Source organism: Reyranella sp., assembly GCF_004297405.1.
GTDB lineage: Bacteria > Pseudomonadota > Alphaproteobacteria > Reyranellales > Reyranellaceae > Reyranella.
The window spans coordinates 1-16,443 of sequence record NZ_SCVC01000030.1 but is presented as its reverse complement, the minus strand read 5'-3'; the positions used below and the strand labels follow the sequence as shown (position 1 = coordinate 16,443).

Annotated in this window: 13 protein-coding genes and 1 pseudogene; 5 read left to right on the top strand and 9 right to left on the bottom strand. The window is 66.1% G+C overall.

The window, feature by feature from the left end:
* Positions 1-217 precede the first annotated feature (217 nt).
* Positions 218-601 (top strand): VOC family protein, encoded by a 384-nt coding sequence (locus EPO50_RS17565; protein WP_296346298.1) that lies wholly within the window; start codon positions 218-220, stop codon positions 599-601.
* Positions 602-605: 4 nt separating this feature from the next.
* On the opposite strand, the gene EPO50_RS17560 is transcribed toward EPO50_RS17565, so the two are convergent.
* Complete coding sequence (locus tag EPO50_RS17560; RefSeq protein ID WP_296346297.1) at positions 606-1,985, bottom strand: SrfA family protein; 1,380 nt, start codon at positions 1,983-1,985, stop codon at positions 606-608.
* Positions 1,986-2,064: 79 nt separating this feature from the next.
* Here EPO50_RS17560 and EPO50_RS17555 point away from each other — a divergent pair, with 79 nt between their 5' ends.
* On the top strand, positions 2,065-3,504 hold the full coding sequence (locus tag EPO50_RS17555) for a DUF1254 domain-containing protein (protein WP_296346296.1): 1,440 nt from the start codon (positions 2,065-2,067) through the stop codon (positions 3,502-3,504).
* A gap of 12 nt (positions 3,505-3,516) precedes the next feature.
* Here the strand turns inward: EPO50_RS17555 and EPO50_RS17550 are convergent, their stop codons facing one another.
* A complete protein-coding gene (locus EPO50_RS17550) occupies positions 3,517-3,768 on the bottom strand; it encodes a hypothetical protein (protein WP_296346295.1) in 252 nt (83 codons plus the stop codon).
* A 178-nt stretch (positions 3,769-3,946) separates the two neighbouring features.
* Between EPO50_RS17550 and EPO50_RS17545 the strand changes: the two genes are divergently transcribed.
* Entirely contained in the window at positions 3,947-4,336 is a 390-nt protein-coding gene (locus EPO50_RS17545) for a response regulator (RefSeq protein ID WP_296346294.1), read from the top strand.
* 23 nt (positions 4,337-4,359) lie between these two features.
* Here the strand turns inward: EPO50_RS17545 and EPO50_RS17540 are convergent, their stop codons facing one another.
* The 3 genes from EPO50_RS17540 to EPO50_RS17530 form a co-directional block, all read right to left on the bottom strand.
* Positions 4,360-5,340 carry a DctP family TRAP transporter solute-binding subunit gene (locus tag EPO50_RS17540; RefSeq protein WP_296346293.1) on the bottom strand — a complete coding sequence of 327 codons (981 nt, stop codon included), beginning with the start codon at positions 5,338-5,340 and terminating at the stop codon, positions 4,360-4,362.
* A 103-nt stretch (positions 5,341-5,443) separates the two neighbouring features.
* On the bottom strand, positions 5,444-5,806 hold the full coding sequence (locus EPO50_RS17535) for a hypothetical protein (protein WP_296346292.1): 363 nt from the start codon (positions 5,804-5,806) through the stop codon (positions 5,444-5,446).
* A gap of 282 nt (positions 5,807-6,088) precedes the next feature.
* Positions 6,089-6,457, bottom strand: coding sequence for a hypothetical protein (locus EPO50_RS17530; RefSeq protein WP_296346291.1), 369 nt, complete (start codon positions 6,455-6,457; stop codon positions 6,089-6,091).
* A gap of 352 nt (positions 6,458-6,809) precedes the next feature.
* Here EPO50_RS17530 and EPO50_RS17525 point away from each other — a divergent pair, with 352 nt between their 5' ends.
* Positions 6,810-7,214, top strand: a complete 405-nt coding sequence (locus tag EPO50_RS17525) for a VOC family protein (protein WP_296346290.1) — start codon at positions 6,810-6,812, stop codon at positions 7,212-7,214.
* A 40-nt stretch (positions 7,215-7,254) separates the two neighbouring features.
* Here EPO50_RS17525 and EPO50_RS17520 read toward each other — a convergent pair whose 3' ends face one another.
* The 4 genes from EPO50_RS17520 to EPO50_RS17505 all read right to left on the bottom strand — a co-directional run bounded on the left by EPO50_RS17520 (position 7,255) and on the right by EPO50_RS17505 (position 13,657).
* Positions 7,255-9,600, bottom strand: a complete 2,346-nt coding sequence (locus EPO50_RS17520; RefSeq protein WP_296346289.1) for an arylsulfatase — start codon at positions 9,598-9,600, stop codon at positions 7,255-7,257.
* 39 nt (positions 9,601-9,639) lie between these two features.
* A complete protein-coding gene (locus EPO50_RS17515) occupies positions 9,640-12,024 on the bottom strand; it encodes an arylsulfatase (protein ID WP_296346288.1) in 2,385 nt (794 codons plus the stop codon).
* Positions 12,025-12,121: 97 nt separating this feature from the next.
* Positions 12,122-12,946 (bottom strand): dienelactone hydrolase family protein, encoded by an 825-nt coding sequence (locus EPO50_RS17510; RefSeq protein WP_296346287.1) that lies wholly within the window; start codon positions 12,944-12,946, stop codon positions 12,122-12,124.
* Between the two features lie 363 nt (positions 12,947-13,309).
* Positions 13,310-13,657 (bottom strand): hypothetical protein, encoded by a 348-nt coding sequence (locus EPO50_RS17505; protein WP_296346286.1) that lies wholly within the window; start codon positions 13,655-13,657, stop codon positions 13,310-13,312.
* A 137-nt stretch (positions 13,658-13,794) separates the two neighbouring features.
* Here EPO50_RS17505 and EPO50_RS17500 point away from each other — a divergent pair.
* Positions 13,795-16,443: pseudogene (locus EPO50_RS17500) on the top strand (hypothetical protein); the annotation flags it as partial.

The window sequence follows — 16,443 nt, the reverse complement described above, 5'->3', positions numbered from 1 at the left end:
GCGTAGGGGCCGTATGACCCCTCCGTCCGCGCAGACGCGGACACCTCCCCATTTGAATGGGGAGGACATGACTTCTCCTCCCCCGTCATCGGGGGAGGTGCCGCATCTGATGCGGCGGAGGGGTCATAGTCTCTTTCCACCTTGACCCCTGCGTCAGCGTAAGACGCTGACACCTCCCCATTTGAATGGGGAGGCGAAGGCGTTCTAGAAACGCGCGATGAGGTTTCCGTCGGTCTGTCCCGAAATCCCCGTGTCCGATCTCGGCGCGGCGGTGGCGTATTATCGTGAGCGGCTGGGGTTCGGCGTCGACTGGGTGGCGGACGATATCGGTCTCGCCGGCTTGTCGCGCGGCGGCAGCCGGATGTTCCTGTCGACGGCTGCGTTCCGCGAAGGGCTCGGCCTGAAGGCGCCGGTGGTGCTGTGGCTCAACCTCGACAATCGCGCCGAGATCGACGCGCTGCACGCCGAGTGGGCCGGCGCGGGCGCCACGATCGCCGGTCCGCCCGAGGCCAAGCCGTACAAGCTCTACGAGTTCTTCGCCCAGGACCCCGACGGCAATTACTTCCGCGTCTTCTACGACTTTGGCTGGGAAGAGAAATAGAGACTCAATTCAGCTTGTGCAGGTTGACGGTCCAGGAGACCAGGCGGCCGTAGGCATCGCGCGAGTTGCCGCTGCATTGCGCGACATTGTCGGCGCCGCGCTGGCAGTTGAGCTGGTCGGCGAACCAGCGCGAGCCGTCGTTGCACGTCGAGTCGGCGTCGCGCAGCGCCAGCACCGCGCCGGAGAAGCGGGCCTGCGCGTTGGTGCGGCAGGCCGTGCGGCCGCGCCGCCATTCGAGGCGGCCGTTGCCGCTGGCGTCGAAGCAATAGGATGAGACGCCGGGCTGCATCTGCTGCGCCTCGTGGCGGAACGGATCGGTGCGCCAGCAGCCTTCCATGAATGAATAGTTGTTGGTCGGCGCTTGCGGCAGGCGCAGGCGGTTGTCGTTGGGATTGCGCGGCGCGACCTTGGGCTGGGGCGGCGGTGCAGGCGGCGTCACCTTCGGTTGCGGCGCGGGCTGCGGCGGCGGTGGCGCAATGGCGACCTGCGGCGGCGGCTTCGCGGCTTCGGGCGGCTTGCAGTCGGCGATGCGCCGCTTGATCTCGGCCTCGGCCAGCGACAGCTCGACTTTTAGCGCGCGACTCCGTGACTGCTCGGTGGAGAGCGACGCCTTGAGCACCGGCAAACGATCCGGCGGCGCGATGCCGGGCAGCGGCGTGTCGGGGCCTTCGCGCGTCACGATGTCGAGATCGGGCTCGGCCGGCAGGCAGCCGCGCAACAGCCACGCACCGCCGATCAACAGCAGCAGCAACGGCAACGCGGCGGCCATCGTGCGCCACCACGGAATGCCGGCGACAGGCGGGGGGATGCTGGGGACGCGCGAGTCCACTCGCGCGGTCATTGTCGAGTGCGGCTCCGGCTCGGGCTGCAGCACCGACCGTCGCGCCGGCTGTCTCTCTGGCACGCGCACGGCACCGAGAGGCGGCAGCGCGGGCGCGCCATCCTTCTCGTAACCCCAGGCGACGATCACCGGACGGTCGCCGACCAGGAACACGAAGGCGGGCGAGGGCGCGCGGGCGGCGAGCTTGAGCGAGAGGCCGACGACGCCGGTTTCCTCTTTCGGACCGTGGCCCGCGAGCAGGTCGCCGAGCCGCCGGATCTCCGCCAGCGTGCTCTCGACGCCGGCCATGACGGACTGGCGCTGCTCGGCCGGCAGAGAGTCGAGCGTGCGGACGGCGCCGGACCAGCCGGCATACCAGTCGATGGCCTTGCCGTCGGCGTGGACCTGCGGCTCGGCCAGCAGATCGGCCGCCGCGTCGCCCAGCCGCCGGCGCAGCACGCGACTGAGCTGCGGCGCCGCATTGTGCAGCGGCTCGCCGCGCACACCGAGCGGCCGCACGCCGCTGCGGGTCGTCACGATCAGCGTGGGGGAGTCGCCGGACATGGGAGTGTGAAATTAGCCCAGCGATTATGGCGACGCGATGGTATTGGTGGGACGCCGTTCGTCTGACAAGGAGGCTTCCATGAGGCGCTGGTTCGTATCCCTCACGGCCGCAACGTTCCTGGCGAGCGCTGTTCCTCACGCGACATTCGCCCAGAACACGGCGCCTGTGCAAACACTGGCGATTACCGAGCAGGAAGCGCAGGCGATCGGCCGCGACGCTTATGTCTACGCCTATCCGATGATGCTGACTCATGCCACTCTGCAGAAGTTGAGCAACTTCGCCGAGCCCAAGGACGGCGACGCCTTCGGCCCGCCCAACCGCTTCAACCACGCGCGCGCCTTTCCCAACCCCGACGACAGGATCGTCATCCGCGAGAATGTCGACACGCTCTACTCGGCCGCCACGCTCGACCTGAAGGCCGAGCCGATGGTGCTCACCGTGCCGTCGACCGACCGCTACTTCATGCTGCCGATGCTGAGCCTGTGGACCGACGTGTTCGCCGTGCCCGGTACGCGCACGACCGGCAGGAACACGGCGCGCGATTTCCTCGTGGTCGCGCCGCAGTGGCAGGGCGGCGTGCCGGCGGGCCTCGAGCTGATCCGCAGTCCGACGCGCTATGTCTGGATCATCGGCCGCACCCAGACCAACGGCGCCGCCGACTATGCCAACGTCCACAAGGTGCAGGACGCCATGAAGCTCACGCCGCTCTCGGCATGGGGAAAGGATGGGGGGAAAGGTGTCTCCACGCTGCCCAAGCACAAGGTCGATCCGGCCATCGACATGAAGACGCCGCCGCCGGTGATCGTCGACCGCATGGACGCCGCGACCTACTTAGGCCGCTTCGCCGATCTCCTGAAGGACAATCCACCGAACCCCGTCGACTATCCCACGCTCCATCGCCTGGAGCGGGTGGGCTTCAAGGCCGGCCAGAGCTTCGACCTCGCGAAAGCGCCGGCAAGCATCAGGCTGGCGCTCGAACGCGGCTATGCCGAGGGCAAGGCGCTGGTGCATGCCGCGGGCAAGAAGGAAGCGGGCATCGGCGGTAAGGGCTGGATCTACACCACGCGCAGCGGCGCCTATGGCGTGGACTATCTCTACCGTGCCGCCGTCGCTGATTTCGGCCTGGGCATGAACCTGCCGCAGGACGCGGTTTATCCTTCGCTGTCGAGCGATGGCGAGGGACGGCCGCTCGATGGCAACAACGCCTACGTGCTGCATTTCGATAAGGGCAAGCTGCCGCCGGTCGATGCCTTCTGGTCGGTGACGGCCTACGACATCGAAGGCTACTTCATTCCGAACACGCTGAAGCGCTACGCCATCGGCGACCGTGACAGGCTCGTGCCCAACGCCGACGGCTCGCTCGACCTCTACATCCAGGCCGACTCGCCGGGGAAGGAAAAGGAGGCCAACTGGCTTCCCGTCGGCAAGGCGCCATTCACGCTCCTGATGCGCCTCTATTCACCCCGCGAGGAATTCCTCGAAGGCAAGTGGGCGCCACCGCCGGTGGTGAAGAAGTAGGGACCGATCGTCCTAACCCTTCGGCTCGCCTTCGGGCGGTGCCTGCACAGCTTCCTGTTGCTGGGCCTGTTCCTGCTTGTGGGTCGAGACGGGGTCCTGGCGGTCGAGGGCGTCGGCTTCGGCGTCGAGCTTTTTCGCGTAATCGAGCAGGCGCTCGCGGTCCTCTTCCGGGTTGAGCGCCGAGGCCAGCCGCCGCGCCCGCGCTGCGGCTGCACGCTTTACCTTAGCTCTCGACTGTGGTCGCGATCGTCGCTCCTCGGCCATGGGAATCCTACTCTACTGTCTAGGCCAACGCCTCGGACGCGGGGGTTGTTCCCTGGTCAAGCAGAACAGTCGGTTCCCGTGGATCGCGCCAAATAATGGCCGGAACATTCGCCGCCGCGTCCCCGTTTACGCATCCCGAAGGCAGGAGGATCACTCCAGCGAGAAAAGGAGACGGTGCTTGCGCAGAAAGAAGGTCTTCGTTGTCGACGATGAAATCGTCCTCGTGATGTCCCTGGAGAGCATGCTGGCGGAGCTGGGCTACGACGTGGTCGGCTCCGCGACCTCGCTCGACGAGGGCGTGGACAAGGCCAGCGCGCTGGAGGCCGATGTCGCGGTCATCGACATGTCGCTCGCCGGCAAGACGTCGCAACCGATCATCGATGTCCTGATGCGCCGCAGCATCCCCGTCGTCGCGTCCAGCGGCTACGATCTCGCGGAGATGCGCGGCAAGGACGGCTGGAGCAAGCACGTCATGCTGCAGAAGCCCTACACGCTGAGCCAGCTCGAGGCGGCGGTGAAAGCCGCCCTCGATGGCGGCAAGTCGGGCGAGTCCGGCGAGTCCAGCTAGCCGCCGCCCGCCGCCCGCCGTCGCTACTCCTCCATCGCCTGTATCCGCTTCAGGATGCCCTGCAGTTGCGGCGTGGTCGCGAGGTCCTGGTAGAGCGGGAGGGCGGCCGTGGCGAAGGCGGCATGGTCGACATCGGCGACGATCTCGACACCGGCCGGCGCCATCGACGGGGTCGGCCGCGCGTCGCCCACGGTGTCGCGCAGATGGTTCGCCGAGTCGCGGGCGGCGGCGCGGAGGCTGGCCTGGTCGTCGGCGCCGAGTGTATCCCAGGTCCGCTTGGAGAAGATCACCACCGACGGCGTCCTCATATGCTCGGTGAGGCTGAAATACCTGGCGACCTCATGGTGCCGCGAGCCGATGAACGCCTGCCAGTTGTTCTCGGCCAGGTCGATCGTGCCCTGCTGCAGGGCGGCGTAGACATGCTCGTAGGGCATCGCCAGGGGCTTGATGCCGAGCGTGCGCATCATCCTGATCCACGGACCGGATTGCGGCGCACGCACCGTCAGGCCCTGCAGGTCGGCGGGGCGGCGGATCGGCTTCGTGCCATAGAAGGAACGCGGGCTGGTTTCGTAGAAGCAGAGGCCGATCAGGCCCTGCGCTTCGAGCTGGGCCAGAATCATCGCGCCGATCTCGCCGTCCAGCACGCGGTGGCGGTGCGCCGCCGACTTGAAGATGTAGGGCAGGGCCAGCACGTTGGCCGTCGGCACCAGGCTGGCGAGCGAGGCGAAGTCGATGCGCGCCATGTCGAGCGTGCCGTTGCGGACCTGGCCGATCAGATAGCCCTCGGAACTGCCGCGCTGGCTGGACTGGAAGACGATCCTGTGGCGTCCCTCCGTGCGCTCCGCGACGAGCGTGGAGAGGTGAGCGACGGCCTGCACGTTCGGATGATCGGGCGGATAGACGTCGGCCGCAGTCAGCTCGCGGGCCTCGGTGGGGCAGGCCCACAGCACCAGCAGCGCCGCGATCGCCGAGAGCCCGGCGGTCAGAGTCGTGTGGAGACGCATGCACCACCTCCCATGCGAACCCTCGGGCGACATCTCGGGCGACGCCCGCAACGATCCTTTCAACGCGAGGCTCACTTGGCCGGTTCCGTACTCCAGATGACGCTCACGTCGTTTCGATCCATTGCCGGGCCGGGTCCAGCGTCTTGAAGACCCGCATCGGACGGTCGGCCACCGCGATGAATCCCAGCAGACGGGTGAACGTGTCGCTTTCGACCTCGGGCAGGACGATGGCGATCGGCCCCGCCACGCCGCGCGCGTGCTGGGCGCGGATGCGGACGCCGATCGCCATGAGATCCTCGGCCGTCATGGTGGGGCGGGCCTTGCGCGCATCGAACAGCTTGCGCCAGCTCCAGGCGTCCGCAGCGGTGACGGCATCGAAGTAGGCCGTGAGATCGCCACGCGTCAGCTCGCCTTCAGCGGTATGCGTGACCAGACGTTTACGCGAATCGATAATCCAATAGAGCACGGTGGCGGACTTTAATCGGCGCACGTTTCTTGTAAATGTCGCGCGTTGGCCGGCCATCGGCAGGCGATATTCATCGAGGTCCACTGCAATTAGCAGAGAGGATTGTCACAGCGGCATGGTTCGTCTTCGACGCAGCTCTGTCATCACCGTCGCGAAGGTGTGTCGTCCTTCTTGTCGATCGTCTCGGCCGCACGGTTGATGCTGCCGTGGTGAGGCTCGCGCTGCGGAGCAGGCCCGCACTCGAGGGCGAGTGCGGGCGCGTCCGCAGCGTGCGCGTAGTGCCTAGGCCTTGGGCTTCGGCGGGTTGGCCAGCAGTTCGGCGCAGGCGCGCGCGACATCGGAGTCGAAATCCTTGGCGCCGGGCATCGTGGCGTAGCCGCTGCGGCCGATCACGTTGCCGCGATCCCACGAGCTGGCCTTGGCCAGTTCGACGACCTTGGCCGCCGCATCGCTCTGGGCGTTGAAGCGCTCGACGCAGATCGGCGCCAGGGCAGTGACGACGGCGTCGCGGGCCTGGGTGGTGGCCTGCTTCTGTGCCGAGCCGCCGGTGACCCAGCCGCCCCAGGTGAAGCCGACGAGCGCGCAGACGACGGCGCCACCGACGGCGGCCCAGAAATACGAACTGGCGTTCTTGGGAATTGCAATTGCCATGACACGTCCTTTCGAGGCCAGCCGGCTTTCAAAGCCGAAGCGGCCTCAGTTCGGCGAGCGCAAGATTGCGTCGCCGACGATCAGCAACAGGAGAAATCTGAAACAGGACGGGCGGTGTGGGCCGTTGCTGGAGAAGGTGCACGCGCTGTCCGGGCGGGAGCACACGCATCTCTCAGCCATCGCAAGCCTAGGGCTTGGTGGGCGACGGTCTCACACTTGTATGCACATTCACTGCACCTGTCGAGGAACATGACGGTTTACGGCTCGTGTCATGATTGAGCGCGCCGAACGCCGGGGGAACTCGTCACCGAGTTGCAGGGTTGAAGACCGACACGTTCGGGAAGGAGGATTCATGAAGGGATCGTTCCATCATCTGGATTTGTCGGTGCGGGACATCGAGGCGGCGGTCGCCTTCTACGAGCCGATCCTGGCCTTCCTCGATTATCGCCGGGTCAAATCCTCTGACGATGTCGTGGTCTGGCATCTCGAACCGGACGGCCGCTATGTCTGTTCGCTGGCGCTCCGGCCCGCACATTCCCAGCAGGCGCACGACCGCTACACGGCGGGCCTGCACCATGTCGCGTGGACTGCCGACAGCCGCGAGTCGGTCGACGCGCTGCACGCGCTCCTCGCGTCGAGGCAGGTGACGATCCTCGATCCGCCGGCCGACTATCCGAAGTACGGCCCGGTTTATTACTCGGTGTTCTTTGCCGACCCGGACGGCATGAAACTCGAATACGTCCACACCGGCGGCTGAACTAGGAGCGGTTGATTTCCGAGCGGCAGGGCTCGATGGCCTACTTGAGGTCGATCGTCACCTTGTCGATGCTTCCTTGGAAGCGATAGGGCGGCTTGTAGGCGGGCGCCACCGGCTGTCCGCTGTCCTCGCCGATACCGAAAGTGTCGATGCCGAAGCGGCCGGCGACCGTCTTGCCGATCTTGCCCTCGGCGACCTTCTTGTCGCCGATGCTGATCACCGCCGTGCCGCCTTTGCCCGCGCCATTGCCGTCGTAGGTGAAGTCGAGCTTCACCTTGCTCTTGCCCGAAGGCACCTTCTCCGTGGCGGTGATCACGTAACGGTTCTCCTCGAACCAGTTGTAGTGAAAGACAGGCGCGCCCTTGTCGAGATAGAGCACCATGCCGGCAGCAACGCCGCCGAAGGCCATGATGACGCCACTGTTGCTGTCGTCCTTCACGTCGATGTCGGCGACCAGCGACCATGAACGGTTCTTCATCGGCGGCGCGGTGTTCTCCGCAAGATGCGTGGCGCCGCTGTAGTAGACGAACTGAGTGGCCTTGGGATCGGAGCCCGGCACCGGCGGCTTGGGAACCAGGAGCCGCGCCGCGCCGCGGTCATCCAGCGGGAAGACGTTGTAGCGTGCCGCCTGTTCCTCGAAGCGTCCTTTCAGTTCGGCGAGCTTATCGGGCCGGCTGGCGGCGAGATCGTTGGCTTCGCTGAAATCCTTCGTGAGGTCATAGAGTTCCCAGCGGTCCTTGTCCCAGTTGCCCGGCGCGAGGTCCTGTCGCCACGGCAAGGTGTGCTGGGCGTTGGCCTTCCAGCCGTCGAGATAGATCGAGCGGTTGGAGAGGATCTCGAAATACTGCTCGTTGCGCGGCGATGGCGCCTTGGGATCGCTCAGCACCGACAGGAAGGACGCGCCTTCGAGCGGCTTCTGCGTCACGCCGTCGACCGTCGTCGGCATGGGTATTCCCGACGCTTCCAGGATGGTCGGCACGACGTCCACGAGGTGCAGGAACTGATCGCGCGCCTTGGGATCGGGCTTAATCTTGGCCGGCCAGGAGACGACCATCGGATTGCGCGAGCCGCCGAGATGGGAGGCGACCTGCTTGACCCACTGGAATGGCGTGTTGCCTGCCCAGGCCCAGCCCACGGGATAGTGCGGTTCGGTGTTGGGGCCGCCGATCTCGTCGTAGCGCTTCAGCGTCTCTTCGAGGGTCGTCTTCTCGCCGTTGAGCGCCTTGATCTCGTTGACCGTTCCATCCGGGCCGCCTTCGGCCGACGCGCCGTTATCGCCGACGATGAAGAAGATCAGGGTGTTGTCCGCTCCCGGAAGTTGGCGGACGGCGTCGAGCAGGCGGCCGATCTCGTGATCGGTGAAGGCGAAGTAGCCGGCGTAGTTCTCCATCAGCCGCGTGTAGAGCTTCTTCTGGTCGGCGGAGAGACTGTCCCATGCCGGGACCCAGTCGGGCCGCGGCGTGAGCTTGGTGTCCGGCGGGATGATGCCCATCTCGAGCTGGCGGCGGTACACGGTGTCACGATACCGGTCCCAGCCCATGTCGAACTGCCCCTTGAATCTGTCGCGCCATTCCTTGGCGACATGGTGCGGCGCGTGCATGGCGCCGGGGGCGAAGTACATGAAGTACGGCTTGTCCGGTGCGACGCTCTTGGTGAGACGCAACCGCGAGATTGCCCGGTCGGTCATGTCCGTCATCAAGTGATAGCCCTGCTCGGGGGACTTCGACGGATCGACGGCAACCGTGTTCTCGAACAGCACCGGATAGTACTGATGGGTCTCGCCGGCATTGAAGCCGTAGAAGTATTCGAAGCCCAGTCCGGTCGGCCAGCGATCGAACGGGCCGGCGGCCGAGGTCTCCCAGTCCGGCGTGTTGTGGTTCTTGCCCAGCCACGACGTGCTGTAGCCGTTGTACTTCAGCATCGCGCCCACCGTCGCGGTCTCGCGCGGAATCATCGTGCTGTAGTTCGGCAGGCCGACGGCCCATTCCATCAGGAAGCCGTTGCCCGTGGTGTGGTGGTTCCGTCCGGTCAGCAATGCCGCACGGCTCGGGCCGCAGATCGCCGTCGTGTGGAAGCGGTTGAACTTCAGGCCTTCGCTGGCCAGCCGGTCGAGGTTGGGCGTGGGGATCAGGCCGCCGAAGGTACTCGACTGACCGAAGCCGACATCGTCGAGCAGGATGATCAGCACGTTGGGCGCGCCCGCCGGGGCGGTCGGCACCTGCTGCCAGACCGCCGTCGACTGGGTGTAGTCGCGGCCAATCTTGCCGGTGAAGGGAGACAGCGGCATCGGCAGGTTCGACCGATCCTGAGCCGCTGCAGGCCAGGAGAGACCGACCGAGAGCGCCGCCGTGCACAGTGCACTCGTTCGCAGAAAGGTCCGCTTCATGGCCTACTCCTCCAACAATGCACCACTACTTCAGTTCGACTACTTCAATTCGACCACCACCTTGTCGATCTTGCCGGTGAACTTGAACGGAGGCTTGTAGGTGAAGTCGATCGGAGAGCTGGTTTCCTCGCCGATGTCGAAGCCTTCGCCGATCGAGTACTGGACGGGGACGGTGCGGGCGATCTTCGCCTCGCCGACCTTGCGGCCGTCGACCGAGAGCGTGACGGTGGCGGGCTTGCCGAACTCGCCCGGCTTGCCCTCGTAGGCGAACTCGACCTTGATCTCGGCCTTGCCGGCCGGCAGCGGCTGCTCGGCCGCCACGGTCGTGCGGTCGAGGGCCAGGAAGTTGTAGACGAAGGTGGGCTTGCCCGCGCGCAGGTAGAGCCCGTAGCCGCCGACGATGCCGCCGTGTGTGGCGATCATGCCCTCGTTCTTTCCATCGCTGGTGTCGACGGTGGCGGTCAGGGTCCACGACTTGTTCAGGGTGCGCGGTGCGGCCTCGCTCGGCAGCGCCACCTGGCCCGGATAGTAGGTGAAGACCTTGCGGTCGCCGGTCAGGCTCGGCCGGCCCATGGCCTCGGCGTTCAGCCGCTCGGAGGCGCGCCAGTCGAGCGGCAGGACATTGTACTTGCCGGCCTCGGCCCACCACATGTCCTGCAGCTCGCGCAGCTTCTGCGGGTTCGCGGCCGCAAGGTCGGTCGCCTGCGAGAAGTCCTCGGCGACGTTGTAGAGCTCCCACTTCTGCTTGTCGGGATCGAAGCCGGTGCGGATCGGCTGCCACGGCGGGAAGGAGATGGTCGAGGCCATCCAGCCCTGATGGTAGAGACCACGATTGACGCCAAGCTCGAAGTATTGCGTGACGTGCCGGTCCTTGGCCTTGGCATCGGTGAACGTGTCGAGAAAGCTCGCGCCTTCGATGGGCTTCTGCGGGATGCCGTTCAACATCGTGGGAGCGGTGATGCCGGCCAGCTCATAGATGGTCGGCACCACGTCGATCACGTGCAGGAACTGGCTGCGCACGGTGCCCTTGTCCTTGATGCGCGCCGGCCACGACACGATCATCGGGTTGCGCGTGCCGCCGAAGTGGCTCGCCACCTGCTTGGTCCACTGGAAGGGCGTGTTCATCGCGTGCGCCCAGGCCGACGGGAAATGGTTGAAGTATTTCGGTCCGCCGAGATCGTCGATCGCCTTGAGATTGTCCTGCCATGTTTCCGCAAAGCCGTTGAAGAACAGGTTCTCGTTGATCGAGCCCTCGATGCCGCCTTCCGCGCTCGCGCCGTTGTCACCGGCAATGTAGACGAACAGCGTGTTGTCGGCGTCGGGGAGCTGCTTCACGGCGTCGATGACGCGGCCCATATGGTGGTCGACATGTGCGCCGTAGGCGGCGAAGACCTCCATCATGTGCGCGTAGAGTTTCTTCTGGTCGGCGTTGAGCGAATCCCACGCCGGCAGGCCTTCGGAGCGCTGGGTAAGCTTGGCCTCCTGCGGCACGACGCCGAGCTGCTTCTGCCGGGCAAGCGTCTCCTCGCGGTACTTGTCCCAGCCCATGTCGAACTTGCCCTTGAACCGCGCGATCCAGTCGGCCGGTGCGTGGTGCGGCGAATGGGTGGCGCCGGGCGCGACGTAGAGCAGGAAGGGCCGGTCGGGCGCGATGGACTTGGCCTTGCGCACCCAGTCGATGGCCTTGTCGGCGATGTCGGCTGTCAGGTGATAGTTCGGATCGGTGCTGACCGGCACGAGGTCCCGGTTCTCGAACAGCGTCGGGTTCCAGTGGTTCATGTCGCCGGCGTTGAAGCCGTAGAAATAGTCGAAGCCCAGCCCATTGGCCCAGCGGTCGAACGGGCCGACCGCGCTGGTCTCCCACGGCGGCGTATTGTGGTTCTTGCCGATCCAGGCCGTCATGTAACCGTTCTGACGCAACACTTCGCCCACCGTGCCGCACTCGCGCGGCATGACGGCGGTGTAGCCTTCGTAGCCGGTCGCTACTTCGGTGATGCCGGCAAAGGCGCACGAATGATGGTTGCGGCCGGTGATGAGCGCGGCGCGCGACGGGCTGCACAGCGCCGTGGTGTGGAAGCGGTTGTAGCGCAGGCCCTCGCTGGCCAGACGATCCATCGTCGGCGATGGCACGCCGCCACCGAATGTCGAGAACTGCCCGAACCCCGCATCGTCGAGCAGGATCAGCACGATGTTCGGTGCGCCCTTGGGCGCCTGGACGGGCTGCGGGAACTGCGCCGGATCGGAGTCGAGATAGGTGCGGCCGACATTGCCGTGGAAGCGGAAGTCGGGGCGGGGAAGCACGGAAGGCGTGCCGGCCGGCGCCGGTTGCTGCTGGGCAAGGGCGCTGTCTGCCAGCCCGAGGAGGGCGCTTCCCGCCAGCAAGGCGACCATGAATCGTGCGATGCTCGGTCGATCACCTTTCATGCGGTCCTCCATTCGACGCCGGGGGCACCACCTTGCCGTGCCGGGCTGCGATGAATCAAGGCACCGCTATTGCAGAGCTGATGCCATGCACCTGCACCTAGTCGGCGAGCGTACGCCCGAGGAAGGTACGGACCCGTTCGACGGAGTCTCTGGTCGCGGCATCGTTGTATTGCAGGAAGTGACCCAGGAAGCGCATGCCGTCGCCGAACCGCAGGTTCGCGGCGTCGAACGAATGATAGGTGTCCGGATAGACGACCAGTTCGAGCATCGAACGGTCGCCGGACTCCCGCTTCCCGTAGGGCGGCGCATAGGTGCCGCTCTCGGCCTCGCCCGCGACCATCGCGCGGCACGCGGCGGCCGGTGTCCAGTCGTCGAGTTCGCCGATCAGGATCAGCGTCGGCGCCGTCATCAGGCCGGACATGCCCCGGCACTGAGGATAGAGCGCGACGCCCGCGCGGAACTTCTGCGTGTACTTGGGCTCGAGCATGTCGCGCTGGAGGGCGAACAGCACCGACCAGCCGCCCATCGACATGCCGAGCACGCCAACGCGATCGGCGCGCACGAACGGCTGCGCGGCGAGGTACTTCAGCGCCTGATAGGCATCCACCGGCTGCTCGCCCAGGCCGGTGCTGCACGCCGTCGTCTTGCCGCGCGGCGTCAGACTGTCGATCGCGAGCGCCACGTAGCCCCAGCTCGCGAGGAGATCGGCCCATGAGACGGGGCGATAGCCGAAGCCGCCGCAGCCATGCAGCACGACGACGGCCGGGAAGGGGCCCGCACCGGAGGGACGGGCGAGATAGGCCGGCAACGGCTTCTGATCCGGCTCGGCCGCCGGGATCTCCACTTGCGTGCCCGCGAAGCACGAGGCCGCCGTCGCGATCAGGGCAACGAGCGCACCGAGGAAGGATCCTGCCGAAGGCATCACCAATTGTCGGACGCCAGTTGCGGCCTGTCCATTGCCGGGCTGTGTAGCCGTGCAATCGATTGTACGACTCTCGTACGTCCTCCCCGGCCGCATTCGATGGACTGTTCCGTCGTCGCCTCCCCATTCAAATGGGGAGGTGTCGCCGTCTTCCGGCGACGGAGGGGTCAAGCGGAGAAAGGGGTATGACCCCTCCGCCGCGTGAGACGCGGCACCTCCCCCGATGACGGGGGAGGAGGATGAGTCGCCGGCTGGCCTGACGCTGGGAGCGCGCGACTCCAGTCGCGCGGTCATGATCATGAATCGCGCCACTGGAGTGGCGCGCCCCCAGCGTGCGCCCCCAGCCGTGCAATCGATTGCACGCTACTTCTTCCGGTTGAACGTGATGGGGTTGGTGTTGGCGCCCAGCGTCAGGGTTCCAACCAGCGTTTCGCCTTTCTTGGCGACCTTGATGTTTCCCGGGTTCTTGGTGAACGAGAGCACGGCCTGGCCGCCTTCCATCTTTGCCGTTCCCGACTCCGAGCCTCGCGCCGAGGAGACCGAGTATTTGCCGGCGGCGTCGATATCCATGTCGAGCCTGGTCCCGCCCGCCCCAACACCTTCCCATTTGCCCGCGATATCGCCGAACGATGCCGATTGAGCCAGAAGCGAACCCATCATGGCCGCCGCGGCGACGACGGCAGTCGCAACCGCAAGAATCCTCCTGCCCATTGATGCCTCCCCTGGTTTCTTCTCCAAACCGTAGGGGCGTTGTGGTTCACCTTGGTCGGCCAATTGTGTGACATCATTGGCCCCGGCACCCGCCTGCGATATGAAGGGTGAGGTCGAGATCAGTCGGGAGCGTGGTGGTGGCAATTACCTATACGTCTATCGAAAATTCGAGCTATCTCGACTTCTGCGGTTATCGCATCACGGACGCCACGACGGTGCCGGCGGCCTTCGGGTTCCCCGAGGGGCAGCGCATCCCATCCGGCGAGACCTTCTATACGAACGTCGCCATCGTGCTGGACCGGGCCAACGATCCGACTGACCTGCTCGCGGGCAATTGGGGGGAGCGCCAGGAGGCGCTGAAGGACCTCAACGAGAGCAGCTCGCTATGGTCGACCTACGGCGCCTCGCAGGCCGAGTTCGACGCGGCGCTGGGCGTCCTGAAGGACGATCTCGGCCTCACCATCCTGAATGCCTCCAACAGCAACTACGTCACCTCGGCCGAGTCGCGCACCATCTGGGTGCAGCTCCAGTCGCCGGCCGAGTTCGAGAAGCTGTTCAACACCCCGCAGATGGAGGCGACCAACGGCGACCTGAGGGGCTACTGGAACGGCGGCCTCTCGCTGCCGGAGCAGTTGAAGGTGGCGGGCCTGTGGTTCGACACGTCGGTCATCCCGCCGGGATCGAACCTCGCGCCCGGCGCGTCGGTCACGCTGCCTCAAGGGCCGCAGAGCCTCGGCAACAGCGGGACGCCTTCGGAGGCGACCAACCTCGTGCCGCAGGACATGGCGGCGCAATACGACTTCCCGCTCGATGGCGCGGCGGTGCAGACCAAGAAGGTCGGGCTGATCGAACCCGGCATCGGCTCGGCGCTGCCTGGCGACCAGATGGGCACGACCTTCCAGGAGAAGCTCACCAAGTATCTCGCCGACATCGGCCAGAGCGGCGACGGCGTGGTGACGGTGCAGGGCGCCAACGGACAGGTCTACGACAACAGCGCCGGCGAACGTTCGCTCGACGTCAGCATCGTGGCCGGCGTCAACCCCAACAGCGACATCGCGCTGTTCAACGGCTCGGGCCAGACCAGCAACGGCGCGCAGGCCACGACCTACACCGCGATCCAGAGCGCGACCTTTCCCGGCGAGGGCGTCGAGCGGGTCGTCGCCTGGTCCGACTCGTTCGGCGATATGCAGAGCATGTCGCCGGACTCGCCGTTCTATCGCGCCTACTGGGAACTCTATGTCGATACGGTGCTGGCCAATCAGACCGCGGTGACGGCGCTGGGCGACGGCGGCTCGAGCGAGGAGATCGGCAACGGCCTGACCAACCTCCAATACAACTGCACGCAGCCCTTCAGCCTGCTGGTCGGCGGCAGTTCGTTGTCGTCGCTGGGCGCCGCGCAGGCCGATCCTACCTTGGTGAATTCGATCGTGGCGCCGGCGCTGGCGGGCGACATGGCGACGCTCTGGCAGCTCGTCGTCGGCGGGCTCGACATCCTGCCCGCCAACATGACGAGCGGCCAGTTTCAGTTCTTCGTCGAGACGCCGTGGAACTACTACAACGTCGCCGGCACCGAGATCAGCGGTACGACGAACTTCCACGGCGGCTACATGAAGAACACGACGACCAACGGCGGCGTCGATCCGACCCAGCCGGTGCCGTCGTATCAGGTGGCCTATGGGCTCAACCCGACGACCAGCGATCCGCTGGCGCAGGTCGGCCGCGGCGCGCCCGACGTCACGGCCAATGCCGGCGGCAATGCGAGCTACCGGCTGGCCAACGCCAACATGAGCTTCACCGAAGGTTTCTATTACGGCACCAGCGCCGCGTCGCCGCTATGGGCCTCGCTGATCGCGCAGATCGACACGATCTTCGACGACCAGGGCCTGCCCGACCTCGGCTACGCGCACGACCTGCTCTACACCGCCTCGGCGATCGCGCCCGCGTCGTTCAACGACCTGACGATGGGCAACAACATCTCGTCCTTCGTCTTCGGCGGCTCCTACACGACCGAAAGCTACTCCGGCGATCAGGTGGCCATCACGCCGACCGGCTTCGGCTACTATGCCGGGCCGGGCTACGATCTCGTCTCCGGCCTGGGCTCGCCCAACGGCACGGTGCTGGCGCGCACCTTGAGCGCGGCGGCGCACTCGCAGATGTATTTCGCCGACCAGCCCGACGTGGTGAACGGCAGTCTGGCCGACGGCTGGACCAGCGGCACGGCGCAGAGCCTGCTGTTCCAGACCATGGCGGGCAGCAGCGTCGCTGTCGACGTGACCATCGGCAGTGGCGGCTTCGACTACACCAGCAATGCGTCGGCCACCTATGCCTGGACCAGCCAGCTTGCGATGCAGTCGCTGCAGGCGGATTTCGATTCCGCTCTCGTGACGCTGTTCGACAAGCAGGGGCAGGGTATGGCGATGCAGCGTTACGTCGCTGCAGGACAATCGGTCGACGTGTCGATCGACGGCAAAAACGCGCAGGCGATCCAGGCAGGCCTCACCAGCTCGTTCGGCTTTGCTGATTTCATGTCGAGCGACGGCGTCGTGCGCGTGGCGCGGCCTGTGGCGATCGCGGAGACGGCTGGTAGTGCCGACGACCAGCAGGCGGTGGTGCGCGTACGCCAGAACGGCCAGGATTCGCTGTCGATCACTTTCTATAGGGTCGACGACTATGCTGGCACCATCAACGGCCTGCAGCCGGGGCAGGCGGGCTATGCCGCTGCGGCGCAGGCCAATGCTTACCAGCTCGCAGGTGGTGCCACGTCACTGTCGGGGCCGGGCTACGGC

What these genes read in the sequence shown, in the direction of transcription:
- EPO50_RS17550 (WP_296346295.1), bottom strand. Translation starts at nt 3,768, where the DNA reads ATGGCCGAGGAGCGACGATCGCGACCACAGTCGAGAGCTAAGGTAAAG.
- EPO50_RS17540 (WP_296346293.1), bottom strand. Translation starts at nt 5,340, where the DNA reads ATGCGTCTCCACACGACTCTGACCGCCGGGCTCTCGGCGATCGCGGCG.
- EPO50_RS17515 (WP_296346288.1), bottom strand. Translation starts at nt 12,024, where the DNA reads ATGAAAGGTGATCGACCGAGCATCGCACGATTCATGGTCGCCTTGCTG.
- EPO50_RS17565 (WP_296346298.1), top strand. Translation starts at nt 218, where the DNA reads ATGAGGTTTCCGTCGGTCTGTCCCGAAATCCCCGTGTCCGATCTCGGC.
- EPO50_RS17505 (WP_296346286.1), bottom strand. Translation starts at nt 13,657, where the DNA reads ATGGGCAGGAGGATTCTTGCGGTTGCGACTGCCGTCGTCGCCGCGGCG.
- EPO50_RS17520 (WP_296346289.1), bottom strand. Translation starts at nt 9,600, where the DNA reads ATGAAGCGGACCTTTCTGCGAACGAGTGCACTGTGCACGGCGGCGCTC.
- EPO50_RS17555 (WP_296346296.1), top strand. Translation starts at nt 2,065, where the DNA reads ATGAGGCGCTGGTTCGTATCCCTCACGGCCGCAACGTTCCTGGCGAGC.
- EPO50_RS17530 (WP_296346291.1), bottom strand. Translation starts at nt 6,457, where the DNA reads ATGGCAATTGCAATTCCCAAGAACGCCAGTTCGTATTTCTGGGCCGCC.
- EPO50_RS17510 (WP_296346287.1), bottom strand. Translation starts at nt 12,946, where the DNA reads ATGCCTTCGGCAGGATCCTTCCTCGGTGCGCTCGTTGCCCTGATCGCG.
- EPO50_RS17525 (WP_296346290.1), top strand. Translation starts at nt 6,810, where the DNA reads ATGAAGGGATCGTTCCATCATCTGGATTTGTCGGTGCGGGACATCGAG.
- EPO50_RS17560 (WP_296346297.1), bottom strand. Translation starts at nt 1,985, where the DNA reads ATGTCCGGCGACTCCCCCACGCTGATCGTGACGACCCGCAGCGGCGTG.